Genomic DNA, 22,499 nt, shown 5'->3' with positions numbered 1-22,499 from the left:
GGTCACGACCGGACGGGGCGCAGCCGGACCCGGACGGTGCTCCTGTCGCCGGTGTCCGGCAGCGACACCGTCATCGACCGGGCGTCGAAGTCGGTGTGGGGAGCGCCGTCGACACGCACCGACTCCAGCTCCACGCGCCCCGGCGGCAGCACGTCGGGCGCGACGCGCAGGAGCCGCTGCGGGAAGTCCGCGCCTGCGCCGGGCCGGAACCACAGGTCGAGCGGTTCGCGGTGGACGAGGAGACGGGTGTAGACCTCGGCCAGGTAGGCGAGTTCGGCCTTGTGGTACATGCTCATCGCGTGGCTGCCCTTGAGGCGTTCGTCGCCCACCAGGTAGGGCAGTCCGTCGGCCAGGACCGTGAAGTGCACACCGCCCTCGTCGTGGTCGAGGAAGAAGGAGTTGTAGAAGGCCGACGCCTCGCGGGCGTGCAGCAGCGCGTGTTGGTCACCGGTGTGCCCGGCCAGCACCAGGTAGGCGAGGATCGCCTGCTCCTGCTGCCACCAGGTCTTGCGGTCGTGCCAGACGAAGGGGTGCCGGCCGCGCTCCGGCAGCCGCTGGACCATGTCGTACCAGCCGCCGCGCTGCGGGTCCCGGCCGACGCCGGGCATGGTCGCGCCGATCCGCTCCGCGAGCGCCAGGTACTCGCGCTTGGGCATGGTGGCGTTCATCCGCATGAGGTTCCAGGCGATCTTCAGGTTGTGCCCGACGACGGCGCGGTCCTGCTGCCATCCCCAGGTGGTGTCGGGCGTCCAGTCGGCATGGAAGCGTTCGTTGACGAAGGGGCTGTTCCTGTCCGGCATATGGGTGACAATCATGTCGAATGTATGTTCGAGTATGCGGCGGTAGTGCTCCTCCCCGGTGGCGAGGAACAGGTTGAAGAGGTAGGCCGGGGCGTGGTCGCCCACCGAGTTCCAGTTCTTCCGGGAGCGGTTGGGTCCGAGGGCGTCGCTGTGCGGGCTGAGCGTCACCGGGTCGATGTGGGAGTAGTAGCCGCCGAGTTTGCGGTCCGCGAAGTAGCGTTCGAAGAGCCGCACCGTGCCCTCGATGTCGGCGCGGATGACCGGGTCGCCGGTCAGGCGGTACGTCTGAGTGAGGCCCACCAGCGCGTAGATCTGTTCGTAGGCGGGGATGGCCCGGTAGTCGTCGCCGAACTCGGAGGCGAACAGCTTGCTCTCGCGCGGCCCCCGCACATCGATGCCGTGGTACCAGTAGACGACGTCCTCGGCCGGGTCGCTGAAGCGCATGTGGTCGTGCAGGTACCTCGAACCGCTCTCGGCCACGTCCAGGAAGTCCTCCTCGCCGGTGAGCATGTAGGCGGTGGCCATGCCGTAGACCATGCGGGAGATCGTGTCGGTCTCCTGGACGTGGCGCCCGGTCTTCGCGCCGCCCGCCCGGATCTCGGTCCGGTAGTCGGCGAAGTCGACCGGGCCGGTGCCGAACTGCGAGGTGCGGTAGAAGGACGCGAGCCGGCCCAGCTGGGAGGTCCACCAGCCGGCCCTCTCGTACGGCGGCGTGCCGCCGGCCTCGGTGATGAAGATCAGCTCGGTCGCCTGGTAGTGCAGCTCCCCGCCCTCCGGGTACACCGGCCCGTAGCTGAAGAGGAAGGCGCCGGGGCGCAGGTGCTCGTCCATGCTGCCGGTGGCGTCCTGGTAGGGCTCGCCCAGGTTGCGCATCCGGTGGGCGTAGGTGACGTCCGTCAGGTGCAGGGTGACCAGGCGCCCGTCGAGGGTGCGCAGTTCGACCTCGCGGCCGCGGCGCCCCACGACGTAACCGGCCGTGCGGTCGGAGAAGGTGAAGGGGACCGCGGCGGTCGGGCCGGCGTTCACCGCGCCACCGCCGGGTCCTGCTTCGCCGCCACGAGGAGTTCGATGACCGCGCGGGCGAGCAGGTGGCGCTCGTCCACGGTGCGCGAGGTCACCAGGTCGCCGTCGACGACCAGGTCCTGGTTGGTGTAGACGGCGCCCATGTTGCGGACGTCGCCGACCAGGTTGTTGTGGGCGGTGACCCGCCGGTCGCGCATGCTGTCGCGGGCGGCCGACATGAGCAGCAGGCCGTGGCAGGAGAAGGCCTTGATGAGGTGCGGGAGGCGGAAGGCGCGGCGCAGGAGGTCGACGGCGGGCGCCTGCTGGGTCACGTCCTCGCTGTAGCGCAGGCGGTCGGCGACCATGCCGGAGGGCACGATCAGGGCGGAGTACTGGGAGAGTTCCCCGTAGTCGAGGCTCTCCAGGTCGTTGTGGACGGTCACCTCGGCGCGGTAGTCGTGCCCGCGGAAGGTGAGCGAGGGGCGGCCCCACAGCCGGGTCAGCAGGACGACCTCGGCGCCCTCCTCCAGGAACCGGTGCTGGTAGTAGGCGATCTCGTCCTCGACGAAGTCGCTCTCCATCAGGATGCCTATCCGGCGGCCGGGCAGGCGCCCGGGTGGCAGGATCGTGGACGGTGTCGCGGTGGTCATATCGGTCGGTCCTCTTCCGTTCGTCGGTCGGAGCGGGTCGGTGCGGTACGAAGGCGGCGGGCCGGTCCGGGCTCCGGTACGAAGGCGGCGGGCCGGTCCGGCACGGAGAAACGAAGGGGGCGGCCCGGGGCGGTGATGTGCCGGCCCCGGGCCGCCGGGGGCGGTGCCGGCTCAGGCGGGCTGCGGAGCCGGCTGGAGGAACGCCATGGTGCGGATGCGCGGTACGCCGTCCTGGAGGACGACCCACCACGTCTGGCGGGCGAGCGGGGCCGGGGCGTCGGGCGACGAGCCGGGGTCCTGGAGGGTGACCTGGGCGTGGACCGGGGAGACCACCCGGACGCGGACCTCGTCCGCGCCGGGGCGGTCGTCGCAGAGCGCGGCCTGGCCGCCGCTCTCCCCGTACCAGTGCCTGAAGTCCTGGGCGCCCCGCACGATGCGGCCCGGCAGGTCCACCAGCAGGCCGTTGGCCAGGTGGGGCAGCAGTTCCTCCACCGGTGCCCGCCGGGCGAGGGCCGCGCGCCACTGGTCGACGAGCCGGTGGACGGCGTCCACGGAGAGTACGGGCCGGGAGGGGGCAGATGTCATGGTGATGTCCTTTCGGGTGCGCGCTCGGGCGCCCTCAGTCGGTGGCCAGGTCGATGAGGTAGGGGCCCTGGTGGGCGAGCATGGTGCGCACCGCCTGCTCCACCTGGTCCGGCCGCTCCACCCGCTGGGCGGGCACGCCCATGGACTCGGCCAGGGTGCTGAAGCGGAGTTCCGGATCGGACAGGTCGAAGGCGTCCGGCCCGGCGTGCGGCGGGATGCCCAGCTCGCGCCAGTACTGCTCGATGTTCAGGTCCAGGAGCCGGTACCGGCGGTTGTTGCAGATCACCAGCTTGGCGTCGATGCCGTAGCGGGCCGCGGTCCACAGCGCCTGGATGGTGTACATGCTGCCGCCGTCGCCGGTGAAGCCCACGACGGGCAGCTCGGGGCGGGCCAGCTTGACGCCGAGCGCGCCGGGGATGCCGACGCCCAGGGAGCCGCCGCGGGTCTGGAAGAAGTCCCCGGGGCGCCGCGCCGGCAGGTGGGCGGCGATCGGGCCCGACGCGGTCAGCGCCTCGTCGAAGACGGCCAGGTCGGCGGGGGCCTGCGCGGACAGCTCCCGCACGAAGCGCTCCATCAGGGATTCCCCGTCGGTGGCGGCCGGGACGGGCGGGCGGGCGGCTGCCGGTGCCCGCGGCGTGAGCGGGCCTCGCCGTTCGAGCTCGCCGGCGAGTGCCCCGAGCGCCGCCCGGGGGTCGGCGACCACGCCGAGCTCCACGGGGAAGTTCTTCGCGATCTCGTACGCGTCCAGGTCGATGTGGACGATGCGGGCGTCGTCCCGGAAGGGGCTCTGAAGCGAGGGGAAGACCTCGGGGAAAACATAGGTGCCCACGATCAGGACGCCGTCGGCGTCACGGACCACCCGGGCGCTGTCCGCGCCGAACATGTGGCCGAGCTGCCCGCCGTACAGCGCGTGCGTGGTGTCGAAGTTGGTCTCGGAGGAGTTGACCCCCCACACCGGGGCGCCCAGCCGCTCGGCGACCCGGGTGAGTTCCTCCTGCGCCCCGCTGACCGCCACCCCGTCGCCCATCAGGACGAGCGGGCGCCGCGCGCCGAGCAGGATGTCGGCGGCGCGCGACACGGTGGCGGGGGCCGGCGCGGCGCTCGTGTCGAGCAGGGGCGTGGGGACGGCGGGTTCGGTGGTGATCTGGTCGAGCACGTCGGCCGGAAGCACCACCACGACGGGGCCGCGGGGCGGCGTCATGGCGATCTTGACGGCGCGCCGCAGCACCCGCAGGGTCGACGCCGGGTCCAGTACGCGGGTCGCGTACTTGGTCACGGGTTTCGCCATGGACACGAGGTCGGCCGCCATCTGCCCGTCCATCGCGTCGTAGCGCACACCGGCCTCGCCCACCAGGACCACCAGCGGTGAACCGCCCCGCTTGGCCTGGTAGAGCATGCCGATGCCGTTGCCCAGGCCGACCCCGCTGTGGAGCTGGACCAGGGCGGGCCGCTGGGCGGCGCGGGCGTAGCCGTCCGCCATGCCCACCGCGACGCCCTCGTGGAGCCCCAGCAGGTACGAGACGCCGGACCGTCGCACCTCGTCCAAAAAGCCCTGTTCGACGGTGCCGGGGTTCCCGAACATGTAGGTGATGCCGTCGGCCGCGAACTGCTCGAAAACAGCGGTCTTCCCTGGTCTGGCTCGCATGGTGCTGTCCTTCCTCTGATCGGGGATGTGGTGCGCAGCCCTACCAGCCGTACCGGCGCAGGCCGTTCTCCAGCGTCTGCACCAGCAGCTCGCCGGAGAGGACGGAGTCCGGGGTGGACCGGCCGGTGACGAAGGGGTAGTCGACGATGACGGACGTCTCCTTGCCGACGTTGCCGTGGAAGCCGCCCTCGGGCCCGGTGGCGTCGCGGAGGATGTACTCCAGCGGGTACGGCGGCGGGCCCATGTTGAAGTCCACGCCGATGAAGCCGGTGCCGTCCTTGTAGTCGTACTCCTTGGGGTGCCCGGTCACGTGCTTGCCCCGAAGCAGGCTCTCCCGCGTCTCCAGGTCCCGGGCGAAGGCCAGCACGGCCACGCCGTAGCACTCGGCGAGGATCGGCTTGTTGGCGGCGGCGAAGGCCAGGACGACCTCGTGCAGCCGCTCGTTGTTGGCGAGGTCCACGATCGGGCCGCTGCCGCCTACGATGACGAGCGCGTCGAACCCTGCCACCAGGTCGGACGTGGCGGACTGGAGCCGGCGGTTGTAGTCCTCCAGCTCCCGCAGGTGGTTGAGGGCGCTGTAGTACGGGCGTTCGGGAATCAGGTCCGCCAGGCTCAGCGGGTTGTCGAGGCGGGAGGACTCGTCGAGCGCCCGGGCCTTGCGGGCCATGTCGTGGCTGGTGACGGAGCGGCCCAGCGGCGGGTCGATGTAGTCGGGGTCGAGGCTCGGCGGCAGCGCGCGGGCCCGCTTGCCGGTGGGCGTGGCGAAGGTGACGCGGTACCCGCGGGCGTCGAACGCCTCCAGCGGGCCGACGAGTTCCTCACCCCAATAGCCGTATTCCGAAAGCACCACGAGAATTCGTTGCGACACTTTTTCCTCCGTGTTAATCACGAGTTACGCGGGTCGGTCCCCGCAGCCGGCGGAGAATGACATCCGCCGAACAGGACCGAGTAGATACGGGAATTGATACATGCTGCAACGAACGGCTCGGACATGACTACAACTATGGGAAGTTGACGCAGTTGCGCACCGGCCCGGGCAGTCGCCGTCCGGGCACCCGAGACTGTGCCAGAGTGGACACCCGCCTACCCGTACCATCACTGACCTGCGGTTGAGCGAACCCGCAACGGAACCGGCCAGCAGCATTCGCCCCCGGTTCCGCACCGGAATTCCCGCCTCTCACATTTACGCTGCCACTTGGCCAAGTCCGCGAAGTGCACCGCGATACGGCCGGAATGCTTCCCTCGGCATCCCGCCGCCCCGAGGGTGGAGAAAACGCGGAAAGAGAGGGCTTTCACGAATGAGTGGACGCATATCCATAGGCGATGTGTCGCCGACCGTGGAGGGCGGGGCGTTCCCCGCCAAAGCGGTTGTCGGCGAGCACGTCCCCATAGAGGCGACGATCTGGCGCGAGGGACACGAGGCGCCGGCCGCCTCGGTGCTGTGGCGCGGCCCGGGACCGGACCGGCCGGGAGCCGCCGGTGTCCCCATGACCCTGCTCGACGAGGGCCTGGACCGCTGGTCGGCGACGGTGGTACCGGACCGCCCGGGCATGTGGACCTACCGGGTCGACGCCTGGGGCGACCCGTGGACCACCTGGTGCGCCGCCGTGCGCGCCAAGCTCGCGGTCGGGCAGGACGCCGATGAGCTGGCCAACGACCTGGAGACCGGCGCCCGGCTGCTGGAGCGGCACGCCCGCCGGGCGGACGACGGGGACCGCGGGCTGCTCGTCGCCGCCGCCGAACGGCTGCGCGACTGGCGGCTCCCGCCCGCTGAGCGCACCGCCGCCGCCCTCGCCCCCGGCGTGGCCGCGGCCGTCGCACTGCACCCCCTGCGCGAACTGCTCACCCGGGGACCGAGCCGCCAGGTGTGGGTCGACCGCGAGCTGGCGCTGGCCGGCGCCTGGTACGAGTTCTTCCCCCGGTCGACAGGGGGCCGTGACCTTGACGGGAAGCCCGTCCACGGCACCTTCGCCACCGCCGCGAAGGAGCTGCCCCGCATCGCCCGGATGGGCTTCGACGTGGTCTACCTGCCACCCGTCCACCCGATCGGCCACACCCACCGCAAGGGCCGCAACAACTCCCTGACCAGCCGCCCGGACGACGTCGGGTCCCCCTGGGCGATCGGATCGGCGGACGGCGGCCACGACGCCGTCCACCCACAGCTGGGCACCCTCGACGACTTCGACGGTTTCGTCGCGTCGGCGGGCGCCCTCGGCCTGGAAGTCGCCCTGGACCTGGCCTTCCAGTGCTCCCCTGACCATCCCTGGGTGCGCAGCCACCCGGAATGGTTCACCGCACGCCCCGACGGCACCATCGCCTACGCGGAGAACCCGCCCAAGGCCTACCAGGACATCTATCCGCTGAACTTCGACAACGACCCGGACGGGCTCTACGCCGAGCTGCTCCGGGTTGTCATGCACTGGATCGACCACGGGGTGACGGTGTTCCGCGTCGACAACCCCCACACCAAGCCGGCCGTCTTCTGGAACCGGCTCATCCGGGAGGTGAAGGAGAGCCACCCGGACGTCGTCTTCCTCGCCGAGGCCTTCACCCGGCCCGCCGTCCTCCAGGGGCTGGCGAAGGCCGGCTTCACCCAGTCGTACACCTACTTCACCTGGCGCACCACGAAGCAGGAGCTGACCGACTACCTCACCGAACTGGTGGACACGGCCGACTTCCTGCGCCCCAACTTCTTCGTCAACACCCCCGACATCCTCCCCGGACACCTCCAGGACGGTCACCCCGCGGCCTTCGCGCTGCGCGCCGTGCTCGCCGCGCTGCTCTCCCCCAGCTGGGGCGTCTACTCGGGCTTCGAGATCCTCGAACACCGCGCGCTGGCCGGTGCCGAGGGCGGCGAGGAGTACCTGGACTCCGAGAAGTACGAGCTGCGGCCCCGCGACTGGGAGGCGGCGCGAGCGGCCGGGCGCAGCCTGGAACCGCTGATCGCGGCGCTGAACGGGGTCCGCCGCGCGCACCCCGCGCTGCGCCGGCTGCGCCACCTCCGCTTCCACGAGGTGGACAACGACCAGCTCCTCGCCTTTTCCAAGACCGATCCGGCCGGCGGCGACACCGTGCTGTGCGTCGTCACCCTCGATCCGTACCGGACGCAGGAGGGAACCGTCACCCTCGACCCCGCGCCGCTCGGCCTGACGGCCGGGGCGCGTTTCGCCGCGCGCGAGGAGCTCACCGGCGCCGACGTGGTCTGGGACACCAGCAGCCACGTCAAGATCGACCCCGCCGAGTCCGTCGCCCGCATCATCACCTGGAGCCGTCATGAGTGACCGACCCGGCGACGGCACACGGGCGGGAGACCTGCCCGAGGTGCGCGCGGAGGACTACCACAGCGCACGGGCCCTGCCCGTCGACGCCGACTGGTACAAGCGCGCGGTCTTCTACGAAGTGCTCGTCCGCTCCTTCTACGACAGCAACGCCGACGGCACCGGCGACCTGCGCGGGCTCACGGAGAAGCTGGACTACCTCCAGTGGCTGGGCGTCGACTGCCTCTGGCTGCCGCCCTTCTTCGCCTCTCCGCTGCGCGACGGGGGCTACGACATCAGCGACTACCGGGCGGTGCTGCCGGAGTTCGGCACCATCTCCGACTTCGTGGAGCTGCTGGACGCCGCGCACGACCGAGGCATGCGTGTCATCACCGACCTGGTGATGAACCACACCTCCGACCAGCACCCGTGGTTCCAGGCCTCCCGCCGCGGCCCGGAGGGGCCCTACGGCGACTTCTACGTCTGGGCCGACGACGACAGCGGCTACCCGGATGCCCGTGTCATCTTCGTGGACACGGAGGAGTCCAACTGGAACCACGACCCGGTGCGCGGCCAGTTCTACTGGCACCGCTTCTTCAGCCACCAGCCGGACCTCAACTACGAGAACCCCCGCGTCCAGGACGCCATGCTCGACGTCGTGCGGTTCTGGCTCGACCTCGGCATCGACGGTTTCCGCATGGACGCGGTGCCCTACCTCTTCGTCGAGGAGGGCACCAACGGCGAGAACCTGCCCCGGACGCACGACTTCCTGAAGCTCGTACGTAAGATCGTCGACGACGAGTACCCCGGCCGTGTGCTGCTGGCCGAGGCCAACCAGTGGCCCATCGACGCCGTGCAGTACTTCGGGGACGCGCCCTCCGGCGGCGACGAGGCGCACATGGCCTTCCACTTCCCCCTCATGCCGCGCATCTTCATGGCGCTGCGCCGCGAGAGCCGGCTGCCGGTGTCCGAGGTGCTGGCCCAGACACCGCCGATCCCGTCCGGCAGCCAGTGGGGCATCTTCCTGCGCAACCACGACGAGCTGACCCTCGAAATGGTGACCGACGAGGAACGCGACTACATGTACGCGGAGTACGCCAAGGACCCGCGGATGCGCGCCAACCTCGGTATCCGCAGACGGCTCGCGCCGCTGCTCGACAACGACCGCAACCAGATCCAGCTGCTCACCGCGCTGCTGCTCTCCCTGCCGGGCTCGCCGATCCTGTACTACGGCGACGAGATCGGTATGGGCGACAACATCTGGCTGCCCGACCGTGACGCGGTCCGCACCCCCATGCAGTGGTCCTCCGGCCGGAACGCCGGCTTCTCCACGGCGAATCCGGGCCGCCTCGGTCTGCCGGTCGTCATGGACCCGGCCTACGACTACGCGGCCGTCAACGTCGAACGGCAGGCGGCTGAGCAGTCGTCCCTGCTGCACTGGACCCGCCGCATGCTCGACGTGCGCCGCCGCCACCCGGCCTTCGGGCTCGGCACCTTCGAGGAGCTGGAGACGGACAACGAGGCCGTCCTCGCCTACATCAGGCGGCTCACCGGAGCGGAGGGCGACGAGGACGTCCTGGTCTGCGTGCACAACTTCTCCGCCTCCCCGCAGCCGGCCACCCTCCACCTCGGCGCGGAGGCCGGCGCCGTACCGACCGAGCTGACCGGGGACGTCACGTTTCCCCGCGTCACCGGCGACCCCTACCGGCTCACCCTGGGCGGACACGGGTTCCTGTGGTTCTCCCTGACGGACGCGAAGGAGACGTCATGACCGCGCCCGCCCGTGTCACCTGGAGCGCGCGGCTCGCGGCCTCGCTGACCGTGTGGCTGCCGACGCAGCGCTGGTTCGCGGGCAAGGGGCGGCCGCTGCGCCACGTCGGTGTGGAGCACTGTCTGCCCTTCCGCGAGGCACGGCCGCCGGGCGGCCCCGAGGGCGTGATCGTGGTGGCCCGCGCCCACTTCGCGGACGGGGGGCCGCCGGAGGACTACCAGGTGCCGCTCGGGGTGTCCTCCCGTCTCCCGGCGGCGGCCGGCACCCTGGCCGTCGTCGCCCGCGACCGGGACACCGTCGTCTACGATGCCCTGGCGGATCCGGAGCTGACCTCGTGTCTCGTGGGCCTGATCGCCCGAGGCACCCGCACCGACGGGCTGCGCTTCCGCGCGGAGAGCCCCGGGATGCGCCCGCCGCACCCCGTCCCGTCGAGCCGGCCGCTCGGGGTCGAGCAGAGCAACAGCTCGGTGGTGGTGGACGGCCGCTACCTGCTGAAGGTCTTCCGCAGGCTCGGCCCCGGCAGCAACCCCGACCTGGAGCTGCACCGCATGCTGCACGTGGCGGGTTCCGCCCATGTGCCGCGGCTGCTGGGTTCGATCGAGGGCCCCGCGGCGGACGGGCCCACGTACGCCACGCTCCAGGAGTACGCCGAGGACGCGCCGAGCGGCTGGGACCTGGCCCTGCGCGACCTGCGCCGCCTGCCGCTCCCCGGCGGGGCGGCCGCGCCGGCGGGCGGTGCCGGCGGGTCCGGTGGCCGGACGGACGGTGCCGGCGCGACCGGCGGGACCCGGGGCGGCACGGCGGCGAGCGCGGCGGAGGCTGCGAGCACCGCGGAGGCGGCGGGCGTCGGTGAGGCGTGGCGGCTCGGTGAGGCGGTGGCGGCCGTCCACCGTGAGCTGGCGGCCGTCGGCGGCAGCAGGCCGCTCGGCCGGCCCGGGCTGGCCCGCCTGGCGGGCGCCATGACGAACCGTCTCGACCTGGCGCTGGAGGCGGTACCGCGGCTCGCTCCGTACGAGAAGGCGCTGCGCGAGGCGTTCGCGGCGGTGGCCGGCATGGAGCCGGAGGCCGCCGGCCGGGTGCAGCGCGTGCACGGCGACCTCCACCTGGGACAGGTGCTCCGCGCCCCGGACGGATGGCTGCTGATCGACTTCGAGGGGGAGCCCGCGCGGCCCCTCACGGAGCGCCGCGCCATGGCGTCACCGGTGCGGGACGTCGCCGGCATGCTGCGGTCCTTCAGTTATGCGGCGTACCACGTGCTGGGCGCCGCGGACCGCGTCCCGGGCCCCGCCGGGGCGGTCGCGGAGGCGTGGGCGCGGCGTATGCAGGGGGCCTTCTGCGACGGCTACGCGGCCGCGTCCCGCGTGGACCCGCGCTCCCGTGCCCGCGCCCCGCTGCTGGCCGCGTACCAGTTGGACAAGGCCGTCTACGAGGTGCTGTACGAGACCCGCAACCGCCCCGACTGGGCCTGGAATCCGCTCCGCGCCATCGGCCGGCTCCTCGGCACCGACTCCGGCTGGTAAAGCCTTGGTCAACGCTCTCGGGCTCCGCATGAACATACCGAGTGTTGAGTAGGTTAGTGTCCGGAGCGTCTCGTAAGTGCCTCGCGCGCCACGAGACGGAACCGAGGACCACGGGGGAAACGTGATCGCACACTCGGCGTCGTTACAGGTCATGCGCGGGCACCGGTCCGGCCCCGGCCGCTCGCCGGCGAGCGGCCGGCGGGCCGGCGGCAAAAAGTTACCGTTCGGTTCACTCCGGACCCGGCCGTCGTCGGCGGCACCGCGTTAACGCGCTCCCCGGCGACGGCCCCCTCGGGCACCCGCCCGGCTGATACAGCTAAAAGCGACATCACCTCTGCGAATGCCCGGCATCCGCCAGGCATTCTTCCGGCATGCGCAGGCACCCTTTCGCTGCGCCCATGACAGTGAAACCGACGGGTAAATCGATCGTCCACGACTACGTTAAGTCGCACTTGCCCGTCGCGAGACGCCTGTGGGGGAGTATCGGTGCCGTTGCCGTGCCCCTCCCCCGGGAATGAGGACAGGAATGTCAACACTGAACGCTGATATCTCACCCCTCGCATGTGACAACGTTTCCGCATTCGCCAGTGAAATCTTCAGCCCGATGCCGCGTATGGATCAGCGCAGGTGGGCGGAGGTGTACCTGCGCGGACTCTTAATGGTGGACGGTAAAAAGTCCGTCCGTCGTATCGCCGAAAGTCTCCCCATCTTCCAGGCGAAGCAATCACTCCAGCAATTCATCAACCAGAGCCCCTGGGACTGGGAACCGGTACGCGCCCTGCTGGCCCGGCACGCGCAGGCGAGCCGCCGCCCCCAGGCGTGGTCGGTCGAACGCGTCGTCATTCCCAAGCGCGGCGAGCGTTCCGTCGGGGTCCAGAAGCGATTCGTCCCCGAACTCGGACGCACCGTCAACAGCCAGCTCGGCCTCGGTGTCGTGCTCACCTCCGACACCATGAGCGTGCCGGTCGACTGGCGCATCGCCCTCCACGGAAAGTGGCGGGAGGAGGCGGCCTTCCGGCGGTCCGCCTATATCCCGGAGAACGTGTACGGCAAGCCCGAGTGGGCCGAGATCACCGACATGCTGGAGGAGATGGGCACCCGCTGGCACCTCTCGCCGGCCCCGGTGATCGGCAACCTGCGGCACCTGCCCGACGCCGCGCGCCTGGTCAACTGGCTGACGGCCAGGGGCATCGACTACGCCGTGGAGGTCGACGCCTCCTTCCCCGTCACCAAGGGCGACGCCGCGGCGTACCCGGCGCGCCCGGTCACCAACGCCCGTGACGTGCTGCGCGACGCCACCGGCAGCGGGGCGCAGCACGGCGCCGGGGCCCTCTCCCTCACCAGGGCGCGAAGAGGCCGGCTCATCTCCCAGTACGTCCGCGTCCCGACGGCCGCCCGGCTCGTCAAACCGCCGCCGCAGCAGTCCGTCAGGCTGATCGGCGAGATCAGCGCGGCGCAGGAACCGACGCGCTTCTGGCTCACCAATGTCACCGGCGGCCTCTTGGAGGAGGTCATGCCCCTGGTCTCGCTGTCCGCCCGCAGCCGGGCCGGGATGCAGCGCCTGGAGACGCACTTCGGGCTGCGCGACTTCGAGGGGCGCTCCTTCCGCGGCTGGCACCACCACATGACGATGGTGTCGACCGCCGCCGCCTACAGCGCGCTGCGCGAGGCCGCGGCGCACCCGGGCCCGTTGGCCGCGGCCGGCGCCCACCGCGACCTCAGCGCATGACCCGCCGCCGGCGCCGAGAGCCCGGCAGGCACCGCGCGGCCGGCACCAGCGGCCGCGGCACACACTCCCGCGCGGCCGGCTCCCGCCGCGCACACCCTCCCGCGCGCCCCGGCGAAGACGGCGGACGGCGCGCCCGCACCCGGTCCCGCCTTTGCGCCGGGTCCCTCCGAATCGACCTGCAAAAGTAGTTCCCCGCCATCGGCGAAGAACACGGCGGGCGCCCCGTCCGCTCCATACTGGACACACCGAACACGGAATCCGGAAAGCGCGGGGAACTCCCCGGGCCGAGCGCCCGCCGATGGATCACCGACCACCGGAACCGACGCTCCGGAAATACCCGAACCATCCGTGGAACCCCGCGCCCGTATGGGCAGGAGAGCTGTCCGCAACCGGATTCCCCCGCACCTTCGACGTTTATCAGGATGTCCCCTCAGGACTCCGCTCGAAGTCACCCGCGATGTCCCGCCCCACCCCCTTTCCAGAATCCCGAGGATGATTCCCGTGCAGCAGAAGAACGTAGAGAATTTTGTGCAGGAATGGTTCGACGAACTCAGCCGCCATGAGCCCGTCGAGCGTTTGCTCCCCAAAATCATCGATAACAACCTGGAAATGGCGTTCCCCGAGCGCACACTGCGCAGCCATGTCGACTTCACCGACTGGTACGGCGTGGTCGGCAAGGCATTCGAGGACCAGAGCCACGTGGTCGAGAAGCTCGACTACGAGACCCGCGGCGACACGGTCGACGTCGCGCTGACCGTGGTCTGGACGGCGACCACCACCGAGGACGGCAAGAGGTCCGCGTTCCGCGTGAACCAGGAGTGGCGGCTGCGCCGTGACCCCGGCTCCCGGCTGCGCATCTCCTGGTACCGCGTGGGCGACATGACGCCCGTGCCCGTCCCCGGCCTCGGCTGACCGGCCCCGACGCCCCGCACCGATCCCAGGAGACGCCATGACTGGTTCACCCGACCACGGCTGCCCCGCCGGCCGTCCCACCCGCCGGCCGGCGGCCGGCACCCGCCCGCCCAGGAGCCCGAGATGAGCGGGGGCCGGGCAGTCGACTACATCGTCGTCGGCGCCGGGTCGGCGGGATCGGCCCTCGCGGCCCGGCTCAGCGCCGACCCCCGGCACTCGGTCCTGCTGCTGGAGGCCGGCGGCTGGGACGACCGGCCCGAGATCCACGGCACCGACGCGGACTCCGTGCTCTCCCTGCTGACCTCGCCGTGGAGCCCCACGATCGACTGGGGCTACCGCACCGCCCCCGAGAAGCGGCTCGACGGCCGCAGCATCCCCGTGGCCCGCGGGAAAGTGGTCGGCGGCAGCAGCTCCGTCAACGCCCTGATGTGGGTGCGCGGCAGCCGCGCCGACTACGACCGGTGGAGCGCGCGGGGGAACCCCGGCTGGTCCTACGACGACGTCCTGCCCTACTTCAAACGGTCCGAGGACTACGCCGGGCCGCGCTCCCCGCTCCGCGGCCGGGGCGGCCCCGTACAGGTCAGGGACCTGGAACGCCCCAGCCCCGTCGCCCGCGCCTTCGTGGCCGCCACCCGGGAACTCGGCCACACCGGCACCGGCCTCGACTACAACGGCGTCCGCCAGGAGGGCGGCGGGTTCTACTACCAGACCACCCGCACCGCCGCCGGGCGCCGCAGCAGCGCGGCGACCGCCTACCTCCGCCCGGCCCTGGACCGCTCCAACCTCGACGTGCAGGTCGAGGCCCGCGTCACCCAGGTCCTCTTCGACGGGCGCCGCGCCGCCGGGGTCGAGTACGTCAAGGACGGCCGCACCCACACCGTGGCGGCCACCCAGGAGGTGATCCTCAGCGCGGGCGCCTTCGAGAGCCCGAAGCTGCTGATGCTCTCCGGCATCGGACCGGCCGCGCACCTCGGCCGGCACGGCATCCGCGCCCTGGCGGACCTGCCGGGGGTCGGGGCCAACCTCCAGGACCACGTCTTCCTACCCGTCTGCTACCAGGCACGCGGCGAGCACCCGCCCGGCGCGCTGCTGTCCGAGGCCGGGCTGTTCACCAGGACCCCGGCCGCGGGCCCGGACGGCCCGCCCGACCTCCAGTTCACCTTCGGGCCGGTGAAGTTCCTGCCGCCCACGGCTCCGGCCGGGCAGTGGCAGGGCCCCGGGTTCACCTTCGCCCCCATCGCGCTGCTCCCCCGCAGCCGCGGCCGGGTCACGCTCCAGAGCGCCGACGCCTGGGACCAGGCCCGGGTCGAGGCGAACTACCTCGCGGACGAGGCCGACCTCGACGTGCTGCTGCACGGTGTGGGACTCGCCCGCGAACTGGCCGCCACGAGCGCCTTCGACGCGGTGCGCGGCGCGGAGCTGGCGCCGGGGCCCCAGGTCACCACCGACGCGGAGCTGCGCGCGTTCATCCGGGCCAACGCCACCACCCTGTGGCACCCCGTGGGCACCTGCCGCATGGGCACCGACGACGCGGCCGTCGTCGACGCCGAGCTGCGCGTGCACGGCGTCACCGGGCTCCGGGTGGCGGACGCCTCCGTCATGCCGGACATCGTGGCCGGCAACACCAACGCCCCCAGCATCATGATCGGCGAAAAGGCCGCCGATCTGATTCTCCGATCCAGGACACACCCACTCCCGACAGGAGAAACGGCATGAACACCCTTTCCCCCACCGCTGTCTACCGGCGCTTCCTGACCGCGCTCAACAGCGGCGACCACAGGACGATCGCCGAGGTGATCGGGCCCGACTTCGTGGACCACCACCCCGGCTTCGACATCAAGGGCATCGACTCCTACCAGGCCGCCCTCCGCGACGCCAGGGAGTCCCTGCGCCTGCGGGGCGAGCTGGAGGAGATCCTGGAGGCCGGCGACCGGATCGTCACCCGGGTGCGGCTGACCGGCAAGCACGTCGGCACCGCCTTCGGGCTCCCGGCCACCGACCGTGACGTCACCTGGAGCACCACCGAGATATGGCGGGTCTCCCAGGGCGTGCTCGTCGAGCGCTGGGCCCAGGACGACCTCCTCGGCCTGCGCGAGCAGCTGTCCTCCGACGCCGCCAACATCGCCGTCGTCCAGAAGGTGAGCGACGCCGTCAACAGCAGGCGCTACGACGACCTCGACGACCTGTTCGCCCCGACCTTCGTCGACCGCAACCCCGCCTGGGACGTGGCCAGCCTGGAGGAGCTGAAGGGCATCATCCGCGCCGCCCACGAGGCCCTGGACTTCCACGTCACCACCGACCAGCTCTACGCCGCCGACGGCGACAAGGTCGTCATGCACATCACCTTCAACGGCCGGCACATCGCCCCGTTCTTCGGCCAGGAGCCGACCGGCAAGGCCGTCAGCTGGACCAGCATCGAGGTCTACCGCCTGGAGAACGGCAAGGTCGCCGAGCGCTGGGTGCAGGCCGACACCACGGGCCTGATGTACCAGACCGGCGTACCCCTCCCCGAGTGACCGGCCGCCCGGTGCCGGGCGGACATCCGGCGGCGGCGCCCGCCGCGTCCGCCCGGCACCGGCCCCGCCGCACGCACGGACCAGTACGGCCAGTACGGCCGGCACGGAGCAGCACCCTCCCACCAGCAGAAGGAGAGCACAGCATGAACACCACGGAGATCGTGGAGCGCTACTACGCCCTCGCCAACGCCGGCGACTGGGACCCCTGGTGCGACCTGTTCGCCGAGGACCAGACCATGGACGAGCAACTCGCGGGCCACGTCGAGGGCCGCGAGACGCTGCGCGAGATGATGAAGGGCTTCCCGGACATGTACGCCGAGTTCGCCAACCGGCCCGTCCACACCGTGGTCCAGGGCGACCAGGCGGCGGTCGTGTCGCACATCTCGGCGCGTACGCACAGCGGCGTGGCCGTCGAGGCCGACGTGTGCAACTACTTCCAGGTCGCCGACGGTCACATTGTCTACATGACGAACGTCCACGACACCGTGCCGTTCGCCCCCGTCACCGGGAAGTGAGGGAGGCCGCCATGACCGCACCGGTTACCGCCCGCTGGTCCCACGTGGGGCTGAACTGCGCCGACCAGGACGCCACCGAGGAGTTCTACACCCGCTGGTTCGGCTTCCGCCGCGCCCGGGTCATCGAGGACGGCGACGTCCGCGTGGTCTTCCTGCGCAGCGGCGACGTCTACCTGGAGCTGTTCAGGTCGGCGAACCCCCCGCTGCTCACCTCGGGCGACGACGGGCCCGACCACCCCGGCATCGCCCGCCACCTCGCCTTCCAGGTCGACGACGTGGACGCGTTCTGGCGGGAGGCCGAGGGCGAACTGACGCTCTCGCTCGGGCCGCTGGCGTTCGACTCCGTCATCCCCGGCTGGAAGACGATCTGGGTCACCGACCCCGACGGGGTGGTGGTGGAGGTCAGCCAGGGCTACCGGGACCAGACGCCCGCGGACCTGGCCGCGTACTCCTGACCCGGCCGGCCCGGGGACGCCTCCTGGCGCGCCCCGGGCCGGACCGCGCGGCCGTCCGTCACGGGGCGGCGAACCCGGCCCGGCGCACCCGGACCACGCGGCCCCCGGCTGCCGGGCGGCGCGGCGGCCGTCCGCCTACCAGGGCAGCGTCCCCTCCGCGTCGAAGTAGCCCCCGGTCGGCCCGTCCGGGCCCACCACCGCCATCCGGACGATGATCTCCGCGCCCTGCTCCACGGTCTGGAAGCCGGTGTGACCGTTGAGGTCGGTCGCGGTGTAACCCGGCTCCACGGCGTTGACGCGGATGTCCGGTAAGGCATTCGCGTACTGGACCGTGACCATGTTGACCGCGGCCTTCGAGGCCGGGTAGGCGACGCCCGGATAGGCGTACGCCGGGACCGGGAGAACCCTCATGGTGTCCCCGAGGTCACGTGCCCCTTCGATCAGCGGCCGAGGACGGGCAATCAGCAGATGCGGCAGTGGCAGGCCGGCGCGAGGACGGCCCGCAAGTCCGCGGTGCCGCTGCTGCGCACGATGCGCCGTCAGGGTTGGCCGTCGATCGTGGGCCTGGACGCGGGGGATCGCGACCTGCTGGAGGCCGACGTGCTGAAGAACACCGGCGGCGCGGCGTCGTGGACGAAGTGCCTGCCCGGATGGGTGGAGGACCTGCGCCGGTACACCACGGTGCGGCCCCAGGCCAAGGTGGCGCAGGCCGGCGGGAGGCCGGCACTGCCGCGGGCGGCTGTCATCGCGGCCTGCCCGGCGTGCGACGCGTACGGCTGGCTCCTGGACGACGACGACACCGGCGGCCAGCGCCGGTGCACCCACCCCGGCGTCACCCGCAGCGAAGCGGAGGCCCGGCAGTGACCCTCACCGCCCCCGACGCGGACGTCGACCAGGCCCGGCGATTTCCCGCCGGGCTCGGGTAGTTGGTCCGACCCGGTGGAGATCGGCTCTCAGCGGCCCGTACAGACGATCTCCCGCGGATTCGACGGTGACCGGCCGTCAGCCGCCCACCGTCCGGCGCCAACACCCAGGAGTACCCGTGATCACCGAAGACAGCATCCGCACCAACACACACATCGACGCCCCTACAGCAGCCCGGCTGACCGAGCTCTGGAACGCCAGCTACCCCCACATGCGCAAGATCCTCACGGACGTCATCCGAGCCAACCGCGCCGCGGAGTCGCCGCTTGTCGACGTCCCCCGCCTGGAGGGCGTCCGGCGTGACCTCGGCCAGGTCGACCGGGGCACGTACAGGCCGTGCACGCACGGCGCACCCCTGTTCAGCTCACTGTCGGTCCTCGGGCTGGTCCGCGACGTTGTGGCCGTGCTGCCGCTCGGCAGCACGCACGCCGGCGGCGTCTACCGCCTGGCCGCCGCCCTCTCGGACTCTGTCCAGTCGCCGAAGGCCTCGCTCTAGGCCGTCAACGGCCCCTGAGAGCCCCGAACACCACGCTCCGGCGGGATCCGGTCGGGACAGATCGCCAACGGCCGTCACACGGCCGTACGTGACCTCGGGACACAGGCAGCAAGAATGTCAACCAGGAATCAACAATGCCGATTTGGAATAATCCCTGGTAGGGTGGTCGCCATGATGAGCACGGAGGACCTGTTGCGGCTCACCGTGGCCGCGCTGATGCAGCGCACCGGCGAGCGCCAGGCGCAGCTCGGCGCCGCCCTCGATGTGACGCAGGCGCAGGTGTCCAAGAAGCAGGCCGGCAGGGCGGCCTGGACGCTCGGCGACGTCGACCGGCTCGCCGCGCACTGGGGGATGACCCCGCTCGATCTACTCGCCGGCCCGACGCACGCGGCCTCCCGCCTCCCCGCGGACCGCATCACCCGCGGCACCATCCAGGCCGCCATCCCGCTCCCCACGGCCCCCGCCGACGTCCCGGAGGCCGACCTCACGGCCGCGCCGCCGACCCCGGCGCCCGTGCGGTCGGCCGTGTTGGCGCCGGCCGCTCCTGCGGCGTCGGCCGCGGAGGTCGAATCGGCGGTACCGGCTGCGGAGCCACCGGCCACGGAGCAGCAGGCCGTGGAGCAGCAGGCCGTGGAGCAGCAGGCCCGGGTGCCGCGCCGCCCCACCCCCGCCGGCCCCCTGGCCGACCTGGTACGCGCCGCGGTCACTCGTACCCTGCGCGAGCACCAGGGCGACATCGACGCCGCACGGGCCGCCCTGATCAAGCGGGCGATCCCCGACGTCATGGACCTGTTCGAGGCCTCCCGCGTCGGCGGCCGATACGAGCACAGCCAGTTCCCCCCGACCAGCGACCTCCTCCAAAAGCGCACTCAAAAGGGTGCGGACCAGGTATGGGAGGCCCGGCCGAAGTGGCGCGCGGCCGAGCTGGCGCGCGCAGCCCGGGAGGGCCTGGTGCACTTGGAGGTCACCGCGCTCGACGCCAACGCGGCCTACCTCGCCGCGCTCAAGACCCATCTGCCGATCGGCAAGCTGGTCCACTCGACCGGTGACGCGGCAGCGCACGACCCGAAGCGGTCCGGAATTCACCGCATCACCCCGCCCGCATGGACCGCGGAAGACCTCCCCTCCCCGCTCGGCGCCAGGAAAGAACCGGGTGACCTGTGGGTGACCGAACCCACGCTGCGGCTCCTGCTGCACTGCGCCCGACTCGACACCCCACTCTGCGATGCGCCGATCATTCACGAGTCGTGGACGTCGGGCAGCAGCGAAGGGCTATTGGAGAAAATGCGCCGTGCCCTGGTAGAGGTCCGTAAAGAGGCCATTGCGAATGACGATGAAGTGACCACGGAATACGTGAAGTTCATGTATTCTAAGTTCGTGTCCACCATCGGGGAGTCCAGCGCCAACCGCGCGATTAGGCGCCCGGATTGGATGCACATTATCCGCTCGCAGGCATTCGCGAATCTCTGGCGCAAGGCGCACAAAGCGCATGAGGCCGGTTTGACGGTGGTGGAGATGTCCGGCACCGACGAATTGCACGTCGCGGGGGACTGGCGCCAAGTATTCGAAGCGGGCCGCGATCTGGCGCAGGTGAAGCCGAAGAACACCTACATCCTCGGGGGTGACCAGTAGTGGGCGGCGAATACGGGTGGGGCGAGTGGCAAAAGTACGGCGCCCGCGGCATGAGCGGTGGCCAGGCCCTCGCCCGCGAGATCGACCGCATCGCCCGTGAAGGCGGCATCGCCTCCCCGGTCACCACCACCCGAGGCCTCAACGCCCGGCTGCGCTACCTGGCCAGCCCCGCCGGCCGTGAGGCCCTGCGCCAGCACGGCGTCAGCGCGCGCCTCCTGCGCTCCTGGGAGGCCGGCCGCCGTCCGTCCGCAGGCAAGCTGGAGGCCGTCGATGCGGCGTACCAGGAGCGTCGACGCGAGAACGTGGTCCGCTCCGGAGCACTGAAGCGGCTCCTGGACAACGAGGGGCGGGGCCGGCGTATCGAGGTCTACCCGGTCGACCAGACGAACGTGCCCCAAGCCCGCCGGCGTCCGAACCTGTCCGAGCGCTCCATCCAGGCCCGCTACGTGTGGGACGAAGCTGTTGACGCCTGGGCAGAGGGCGACGCGGACACCCTGGACGACATCTGGGACGACCTCATCTCCGACCTCGACTCCGGCTACGGCGCCTACGCCTACGTCGGCGCACTCGGCATCGGAGCCTGACCAGCCCCCTCCTCATATGGGGCGCGCTCAGAACTCCTCAGGCAACGAGCGGGTGATCACCTCTCCGTAGCCGTAGAGGTTGGCCACCTCGCTGGTGGCGCCCACCTTCACCTGAACGTCCTTGCCGCTGTCGCGGTTGCCCCTGATCCTGATCCTCTTCGGGGTGTCCTCGCAGGCGACGGCCTCGTGGTGCCAGGAACCCCCCCGCCCCCTTGTGTCCCAGCCTCGCGTACTGCGTCGTCAGCGCCGCCGCGCCCCCGAACGCCGACAACTCCCCATCGATGACGTAGCCAGTCGGCCCGTCCGCGCGCACAGATCCGTCGAAGCGGACGTCGTACTGGGTCTTGCCGTACATGTCCTCGTCGACATAGACGGGCCCGACGGACCGCCAGGGGCCGCCGGCCGGGAGTGTCACCGTCTTCCCGTCATCGAACTGCCCGCTGATCCCGTTGTTCACCCCGAGCCGGAAATCCACCGTGTCGTCCTCGGAGCGGGACCCGCGCCCCTCCACCGCGAACACGTTCTCGTCCTCACCGACGATCGTGAACTCCAGATATTCGTAATCGCCTTTGGTACCGCCGTGCCCGAACCTGACCGTGTTGTCGAAAGACGTGGAGCTCCGATTCAGCTTGCAGGTCGCCCTTAGAGGATGTCTCACGTGGCGATCTTGCGGAGCTGGCGACGGGAGGCCTGCCGCTTACCGCACACGAGGGCTCGCCCCCCTCACATTGTGCAGGGTGGTCATCGCGGTCCTGGTGTCTCCTCCGGCTCCAGCGCGCAGACCTCGGGGACGGGAAAGTCGTTGTTGTTCATGATGCCGGGTTGAGCAGCTTCCAGTGGCCCTCGGAGACGACCTCGATTCTGCCGTTGGTCACCTTGATGGCGGTCTCAGCGTCGATGGCGTATGCCGGATCCCCGATCTTGGCGGCCCACCGCTCTGCCTCGGCCATGCTTCTCTCTGGGCAGCCAGGGCTCTCAAGGTGCGGGAAGATGGAGAAGTCGACAACTCCCAGCATGCTGTCGTCACCGCTGGGGGGCGTCCAACTGACGAACTCCTCTCCGATACGAGGGGTCAGGACCATGCTTCCGGCACTGAGCCCGACGTAGACGGTGTCGTGCAGCGTCGGGAGGAGGTCGGCCAGTCCGGACTTTCGCATCCAGTGGCACAGGTACAGCGCGTCGCCCCCGTTCACGAGGAGGACGTCTGCCTCCCGGACCCAGGAGATCCAGCGTTCCTCCTCGATGTCGGGCAGTACGGCGAGCTCTAGCACGCCCACTGACTTCCAGCCCAACTCGGTCATGGGACTGGAGGACTGTCCGCTGGTGAACTGCCATGGTCCGTATGGGTCCCCGTAGGGGCCCCCGTACCCTGCGGTGGGGATGCAGAGGGCGTCGGCCTCGGAGATGGGCTTGCCGAGGAGATCGACCAGCGCCGCCAGAATGCTCGCGTTCCTGACGCCGGAGTCGGTGAGGAGAAGCTTCATCGCGCAACCCTAGTAGAAGGCC

General features: G+C 71.1%; 20 protein-coding genes and 1 pseudogene. 13 read left to right on the top strand and 8 right to left on the bottom strand.

The annotated features are described in order from the left end of the window. Positions 1-2: 2 nt before the first annotated feature. From Sm713_RS24635 to Sm713_RS24615, 5 genes are all read right to left on the bottom strand, one after another. Positions 3-1,826 carry an AGE family epimerase/isomerase gene (locus tag Sm713_RS24635; protein ID WP_212912288.1) on the bottom strand — a complete coding sequence of 608 codons (1,824 nt, stop codon included), beginning with the start codon at positions 1,824-1,826 and terminating at the stop codon, positions 3-5. Then, entirely contained in the window at positions 1,823-2,452 is a 630-nt protein-coding gene (locus Sm713_RS24630; protein ID WP_212912287.1) for a DJ-1/PfpI family protein, read from the bottom strand. Before Sm713_RS24630 ends, Sm713_RS24635 begins: the two co-directional genes overlap by 4 nt. Before the next feature lie 171 nt (positions 2,453-2,623). Next, on the bottom strand, positions 2,624-3,037 hold the full coding sequence (locus Sm713_RS24625; RefSeq protein ID WP_212912286.1) for a hypothetical protein: 414 nt from the start codon (positions 3,035-3,037) through the stop codon (positions 2,624-2,626). A 34-nt stretch (positions 3,038-3,071) separates the two neighbouring features. Then, the gene (locus Sm713_RS24620) at positions 3,072-4,682 is read right to left on the bottom strand and encodes a thiamine pyrophosphate-binding protein (protein WP_212912285.1); all 1,611 of its coding nucleotides are present in this window, start codon (positions 4,680-4,682) and stop codon (positions 3,072-3,074) included. Between the two features lie 40 nt (positions 4,683-4,722). Next, entirely contained in the window at positions 4,723-5,550 is an 828-nt protein-coding gene (locus tag Sm713_RS24615) for a type 1 glutamine amidotransferase domain-containing protein (protein ID WP_189997676.1), read from the bottom strand. A gap of 430 nt (positions 5,551-5,980) precedes the next feature. Between Sm713_RS24615 and Sm713_RS24610 the strand changes: the two genes are divergently transcribed. The 9 genes from Sm713_RS24610 to Sm713_RS24570 all read left to right on the top strand — a co-directional run bounded on the left by Sm713_RS24610 (position 5,981) and on the right by Sm713_RS24570 (position 17,357). Then, positions 5,981-7,963 carry an alpha-1,4-glucan--maltose-1-phosphate maltosyltransferase gene (locus Sm713_RS24610; RefSeq protein WP_212912284.1) on the top strand — a complete coding sequence of 661 codons (1,983 nt, stop codon included), beginning with the start codon at positions 5,981-5,983 and terminating at the stop codon, positions 7,961-7,963. Continuing rightward, a complete protein-coding gene (gene treS, locus Sm713_RS24605) occupies positions 7,956-9,710 on the top strand; it encodes a maltose alpha-D-glucosyltransferase (protein ID WP_212912283.1) in 1,755 nt (584 codons plus the stop codon). The genes Sm713_RS24610 and treS overlap by 8 nt, the downstream gene beginning before the upstream one ends. Beyond that, complete coding sequence (locus Sm713_RS24600; RefSeq protein ID WP_212912282.1) at positions 9,707-11,230, top strand: phosphotransferase; 1,524 nt, start codon at positions 9,707-9,709, stop codon at positions 11,228-11,230. Before treS ends, Sm713_RS24600 begins: the two co-directional genes overlap by 4 nt. A 514-nt stretch (positions 11,231-11,744) precedes the next feature. Then, the gene (locus Sm713_RS24595) at positions 11,745-12,959 is read left to right on the top strand and encodes a transposase (RefSeq protein ID WP_308293190.1); all 1,215 of its coding nucleotides are present in this window, start codon (positions 11,745-11,747) and stop codon (positions 12,957-12,959) included. Between the two features lie 501 nt (positions 12,960-13,460). Next, a complete protein-coding gene (locus Sm713_RS24590) occupies positions 13,461-13,871 on the top strand; it encodes a hypothetical protein (protein ID WP_249416672.1) in 411 nt (136 codons plus the stop codon). A gap of 123 nt (positions 13,872-13,994) precedes the next feature. After that, positions 13,995-15,587, top strand: a complete 1,593-nt coding sequence (locus tag Sm713_RS24585; protein WP_212912279.1) for a GMC family oxidoreductase — start codon at positions 13,995-13,997, stop codon at positions 15,585-15,587. Then, positions 15,584-16,387, top strand: a complete 804-nt coding sequence (locus Sm713_RS24580) for an ester cyclase (protein ID WP_212912278.1) — start codon at positions 15,584-15,586, stop codon at positions 16,385-16,387. The genes Sm713_RS24585 and Sm713_RS24580 overlap by 4 nt, the downstream gene beginning before the upstream one ends. Positions 16,388-16,530: 143 nt before the next feature. Then, a complete protein-coding gene (locus tag Sm713_RS24575; protein ID WP_189997684.1) occupies positions 16,531-16,902 on the top strand; it encodes a nuclear transport factor 2 family protein in 372 nt (123 codons plus the stop codon). Positions 16,903-16,913: 11 nt separating this feature from the next. Then, entirely contained in the window at positions 16,914-17,357 is a 444-nt protein-coding gene (locus tag Sm713_RS24570; protein WP_212912277.1) for a VOC family protein, read from the top strand. Between the two features lie 135 nt (positions 17,358-17,492). Here the strand turns inward: Sm713_RS24570 and Sm713_RS24565 are convergent. Next, positions 17,493-17,750 (bottom strand): annotated as a pseudogene (locus tag Sm713_RS24565) (SDR family NAD(P)-dependent oxidoreductase); the annotation flags it as partial. Between the two features lie 75 nt (positions 17,751-17,825). Here Sm713_RS24565 and Sm713_RS24560 point away from each other — a divergent pair. The 4 genes from Sm713_RS24560 to Sm713_RS24545 all read left to right on the top strand — a co-directional run bounded on the left by Sm713_RS24560 (position 17,826) and on the right by Sm713_RS24545 (position 20,993). Continuing rightward, positions 17,826-18,221 (top strand): hypothetical protein, encoded by a 396-nt coding sequence (locus tag Sm713_RS24560; RefSeq protein WP_212912276.1) that lies wholly within the window; start codon positions 17,826-17,828, stop codon positions 18,219-18,221. Positions 18,222-18,399: 178 nt separating this feature from the next. Beyond that, positions 18,400-18,777 carry a hypothetical protein gene (locus Sm713_RS24555; RefSeq protein ID WP_212912275.1) on the top strand — a complete coding sequence of 126 codons (378 nt, stop codon included), beginning with the start codon at positions 18,400-18,402 and terminating at the stop codon, positions 18,775-18,777. A gap of 171 nt (positions 18,778-18,948) precedes the next feature. Continuing rightward, positions 18,949-20,409, top strand: coding sequence for an acyltransferase (locus Sm713_RS24550; protein WP_212912274.1), 1,461 nt, complete (start codon positions 18,949-18,951; stop codon positions 20,407-20,409). A gap of 50 nt (positions 20,410-20,459) precedes the next feature. After that, a complete protein-coding gene (locus Sm713_RS24545) occupies positions 20,460-20,993 on the top strand; it encodes a hypothetical protein (RefSeq protein ID WP_212912273.1) in 534 nt (177 codons plus the stop codon). 37 nt (positions 20,994-21,030) lie between these two features. On the opposite strand, the gene Sm713_RS24540 is transcribed toward Sm713_RS24545, so the two are convergent. Beyond that, a complete protein-coding gene (locus Sm713_RS24540) occupies positions 21,031-21,651 on the bottom strand; it encodes a hypothetical protein (RefSeq protein WP_212912272.1) in 621 nt (206 codons plus the stop codon). 151 nt (positions 21,652-21,802) lie between these two features. After that, a complete protein-coding gene (locus tag Sm713_RS24535) occupies positions 21,803-22,477 on the bottom strand; it encodes a Type 1 glutamine amidotransferase-like domain-containing protein (protein WP_212912271.1) in 675 nt (224 codons plus the stop codon). Positions 22,478-22,499 lie beyond the last annotated feature (22 nt).

The sequence above is a fragment of the Streptomyces sp. TS71-3 genome (assembly GCF_018327685.1).
Lineage (GTDB): Bacteria > Actinomycetota > Actinomycetes > Streptomycetales > Streptomycetaceae > Streptomyces.
The sequence above is the reverse complement of the archived record's forward strand: the minus strand, read 5'-3'. Positions and strand labels throughout refer to the sequence as shown.

What these genes read in the sequence shown, in the direction of transcription:
- Sm713_RS24630 (WP_212912287.1), bottom strand. Translation starts at nt 2,452, where the DNA reads ATGACCACCGCGACACCGTCCACGATCCTGCCACCCGGGCGCCTGCCC.
- Sm713_RS24625 (WP_212912286.1), bottom strand. Translation starts at nt 3,037, where the DNA reads ATGACATCTGCCCCCTCCCGGCCCGTACTCTCCGTGGACGCCGTCCAC.
- Sm713_RS24620 (WP_212912285.1), bottom strand. Translation starts at nt 4,682, where the DNA reads ATGCGAGCCAGACCAGGGAAGACCGCTGTTTTCGAGCAGTTCGCGGCC.
- Sm713_RS24610 (WP_212912284.1), top strand. Translation starts at nt 5,981, where the DNA reads ATGAGTGGACGCATATCCATAGGCGATGTGTCGCCGACCGTGGAGGGC.
- treS (WP_212912283.1), top strand. Translation starts at nt 7,956, where the DNA reads ATGAGTGACCGACCCGGCGACGGCACACGGGCGGGAGACCTGCCCGAG.
- Sm713_RS24600 (WP_212912282.1), top strand. Translation starts at nt 9,707, where the DNA reads ATGACCGCGCCCGCCCGTGTCACCTGGAGCGCGCGGCTCGCGGCCTCG.
- Sm713_RS24595 (WP_308293190.1), top strand. Translation starts at nt 11,745, where the DNA reads ATGAGGACAGGAATGTCAACACTGAACGCTGATATCTCACCCCTCGCA.
- Sm713_RS24585 (WP_212912279.1), top strand. Translation starts at nt 13,995, where the DNA reads ATGAGCGGGGGCCGGGCAGTCGACTACATCGTCGTCGGCGCCGGGTCG.
- Sm713_RS24580 (WP_212912278.1), top strand. Translation starts at nt 15,584, where the DNA reads ATGAACACCCTTTCCCCCACCGCTGTCTACCGGCGCTTCCTGACCGCG.
- Sm713_RS24575 (WP_189997684.1), top strand. Translation starts at nt 16,531, where the DNA reads ATGAACACCACGGAGATCGTGGAGCGCTACTACGCCCTCGCCAACGCC.
- Sm713_RS24570 (WP_212912277.1), top strand. Translation starts at nt 16,914, where the DNA reads ATGACCGCACCGGTTACCGCCCGCTGGTCCCACGTGGGGCTGAACTGC.
- Sm713_RS24560 (WP_212912276.1), top strand. Translation starts at nt 17,826, where the DNA reads ATGCGGCAGTGGCAGGCCGGCGCGAGGACGGCCCGCAAGTCCGCGGTG.
- Sm713_RS24550 (WP_212912274.1), top strand. Translation starts at nt 18,949, where the DNA reads ATGATGAGCACGGAGGACCTGTTGCGGCTCACCGTGGCCGCGCTGATG.
- Sm713_RS24545 (WP_212912273.1), top strand. Translation starts at nt 20,460, where the DNA reads ATGAGCGGTGGCCAGGCCCTCGCCCGCGAGATCGACCGCATCGCCCGT.
- Sm713_RS24535 (WP_212912271.1), bottom strand. Translation starts at nt 22,477, where the DNA reads ATGAAGCTTCTCCTCACCGACTCCGGCGTCAGGAACGCGAGCATTCTG.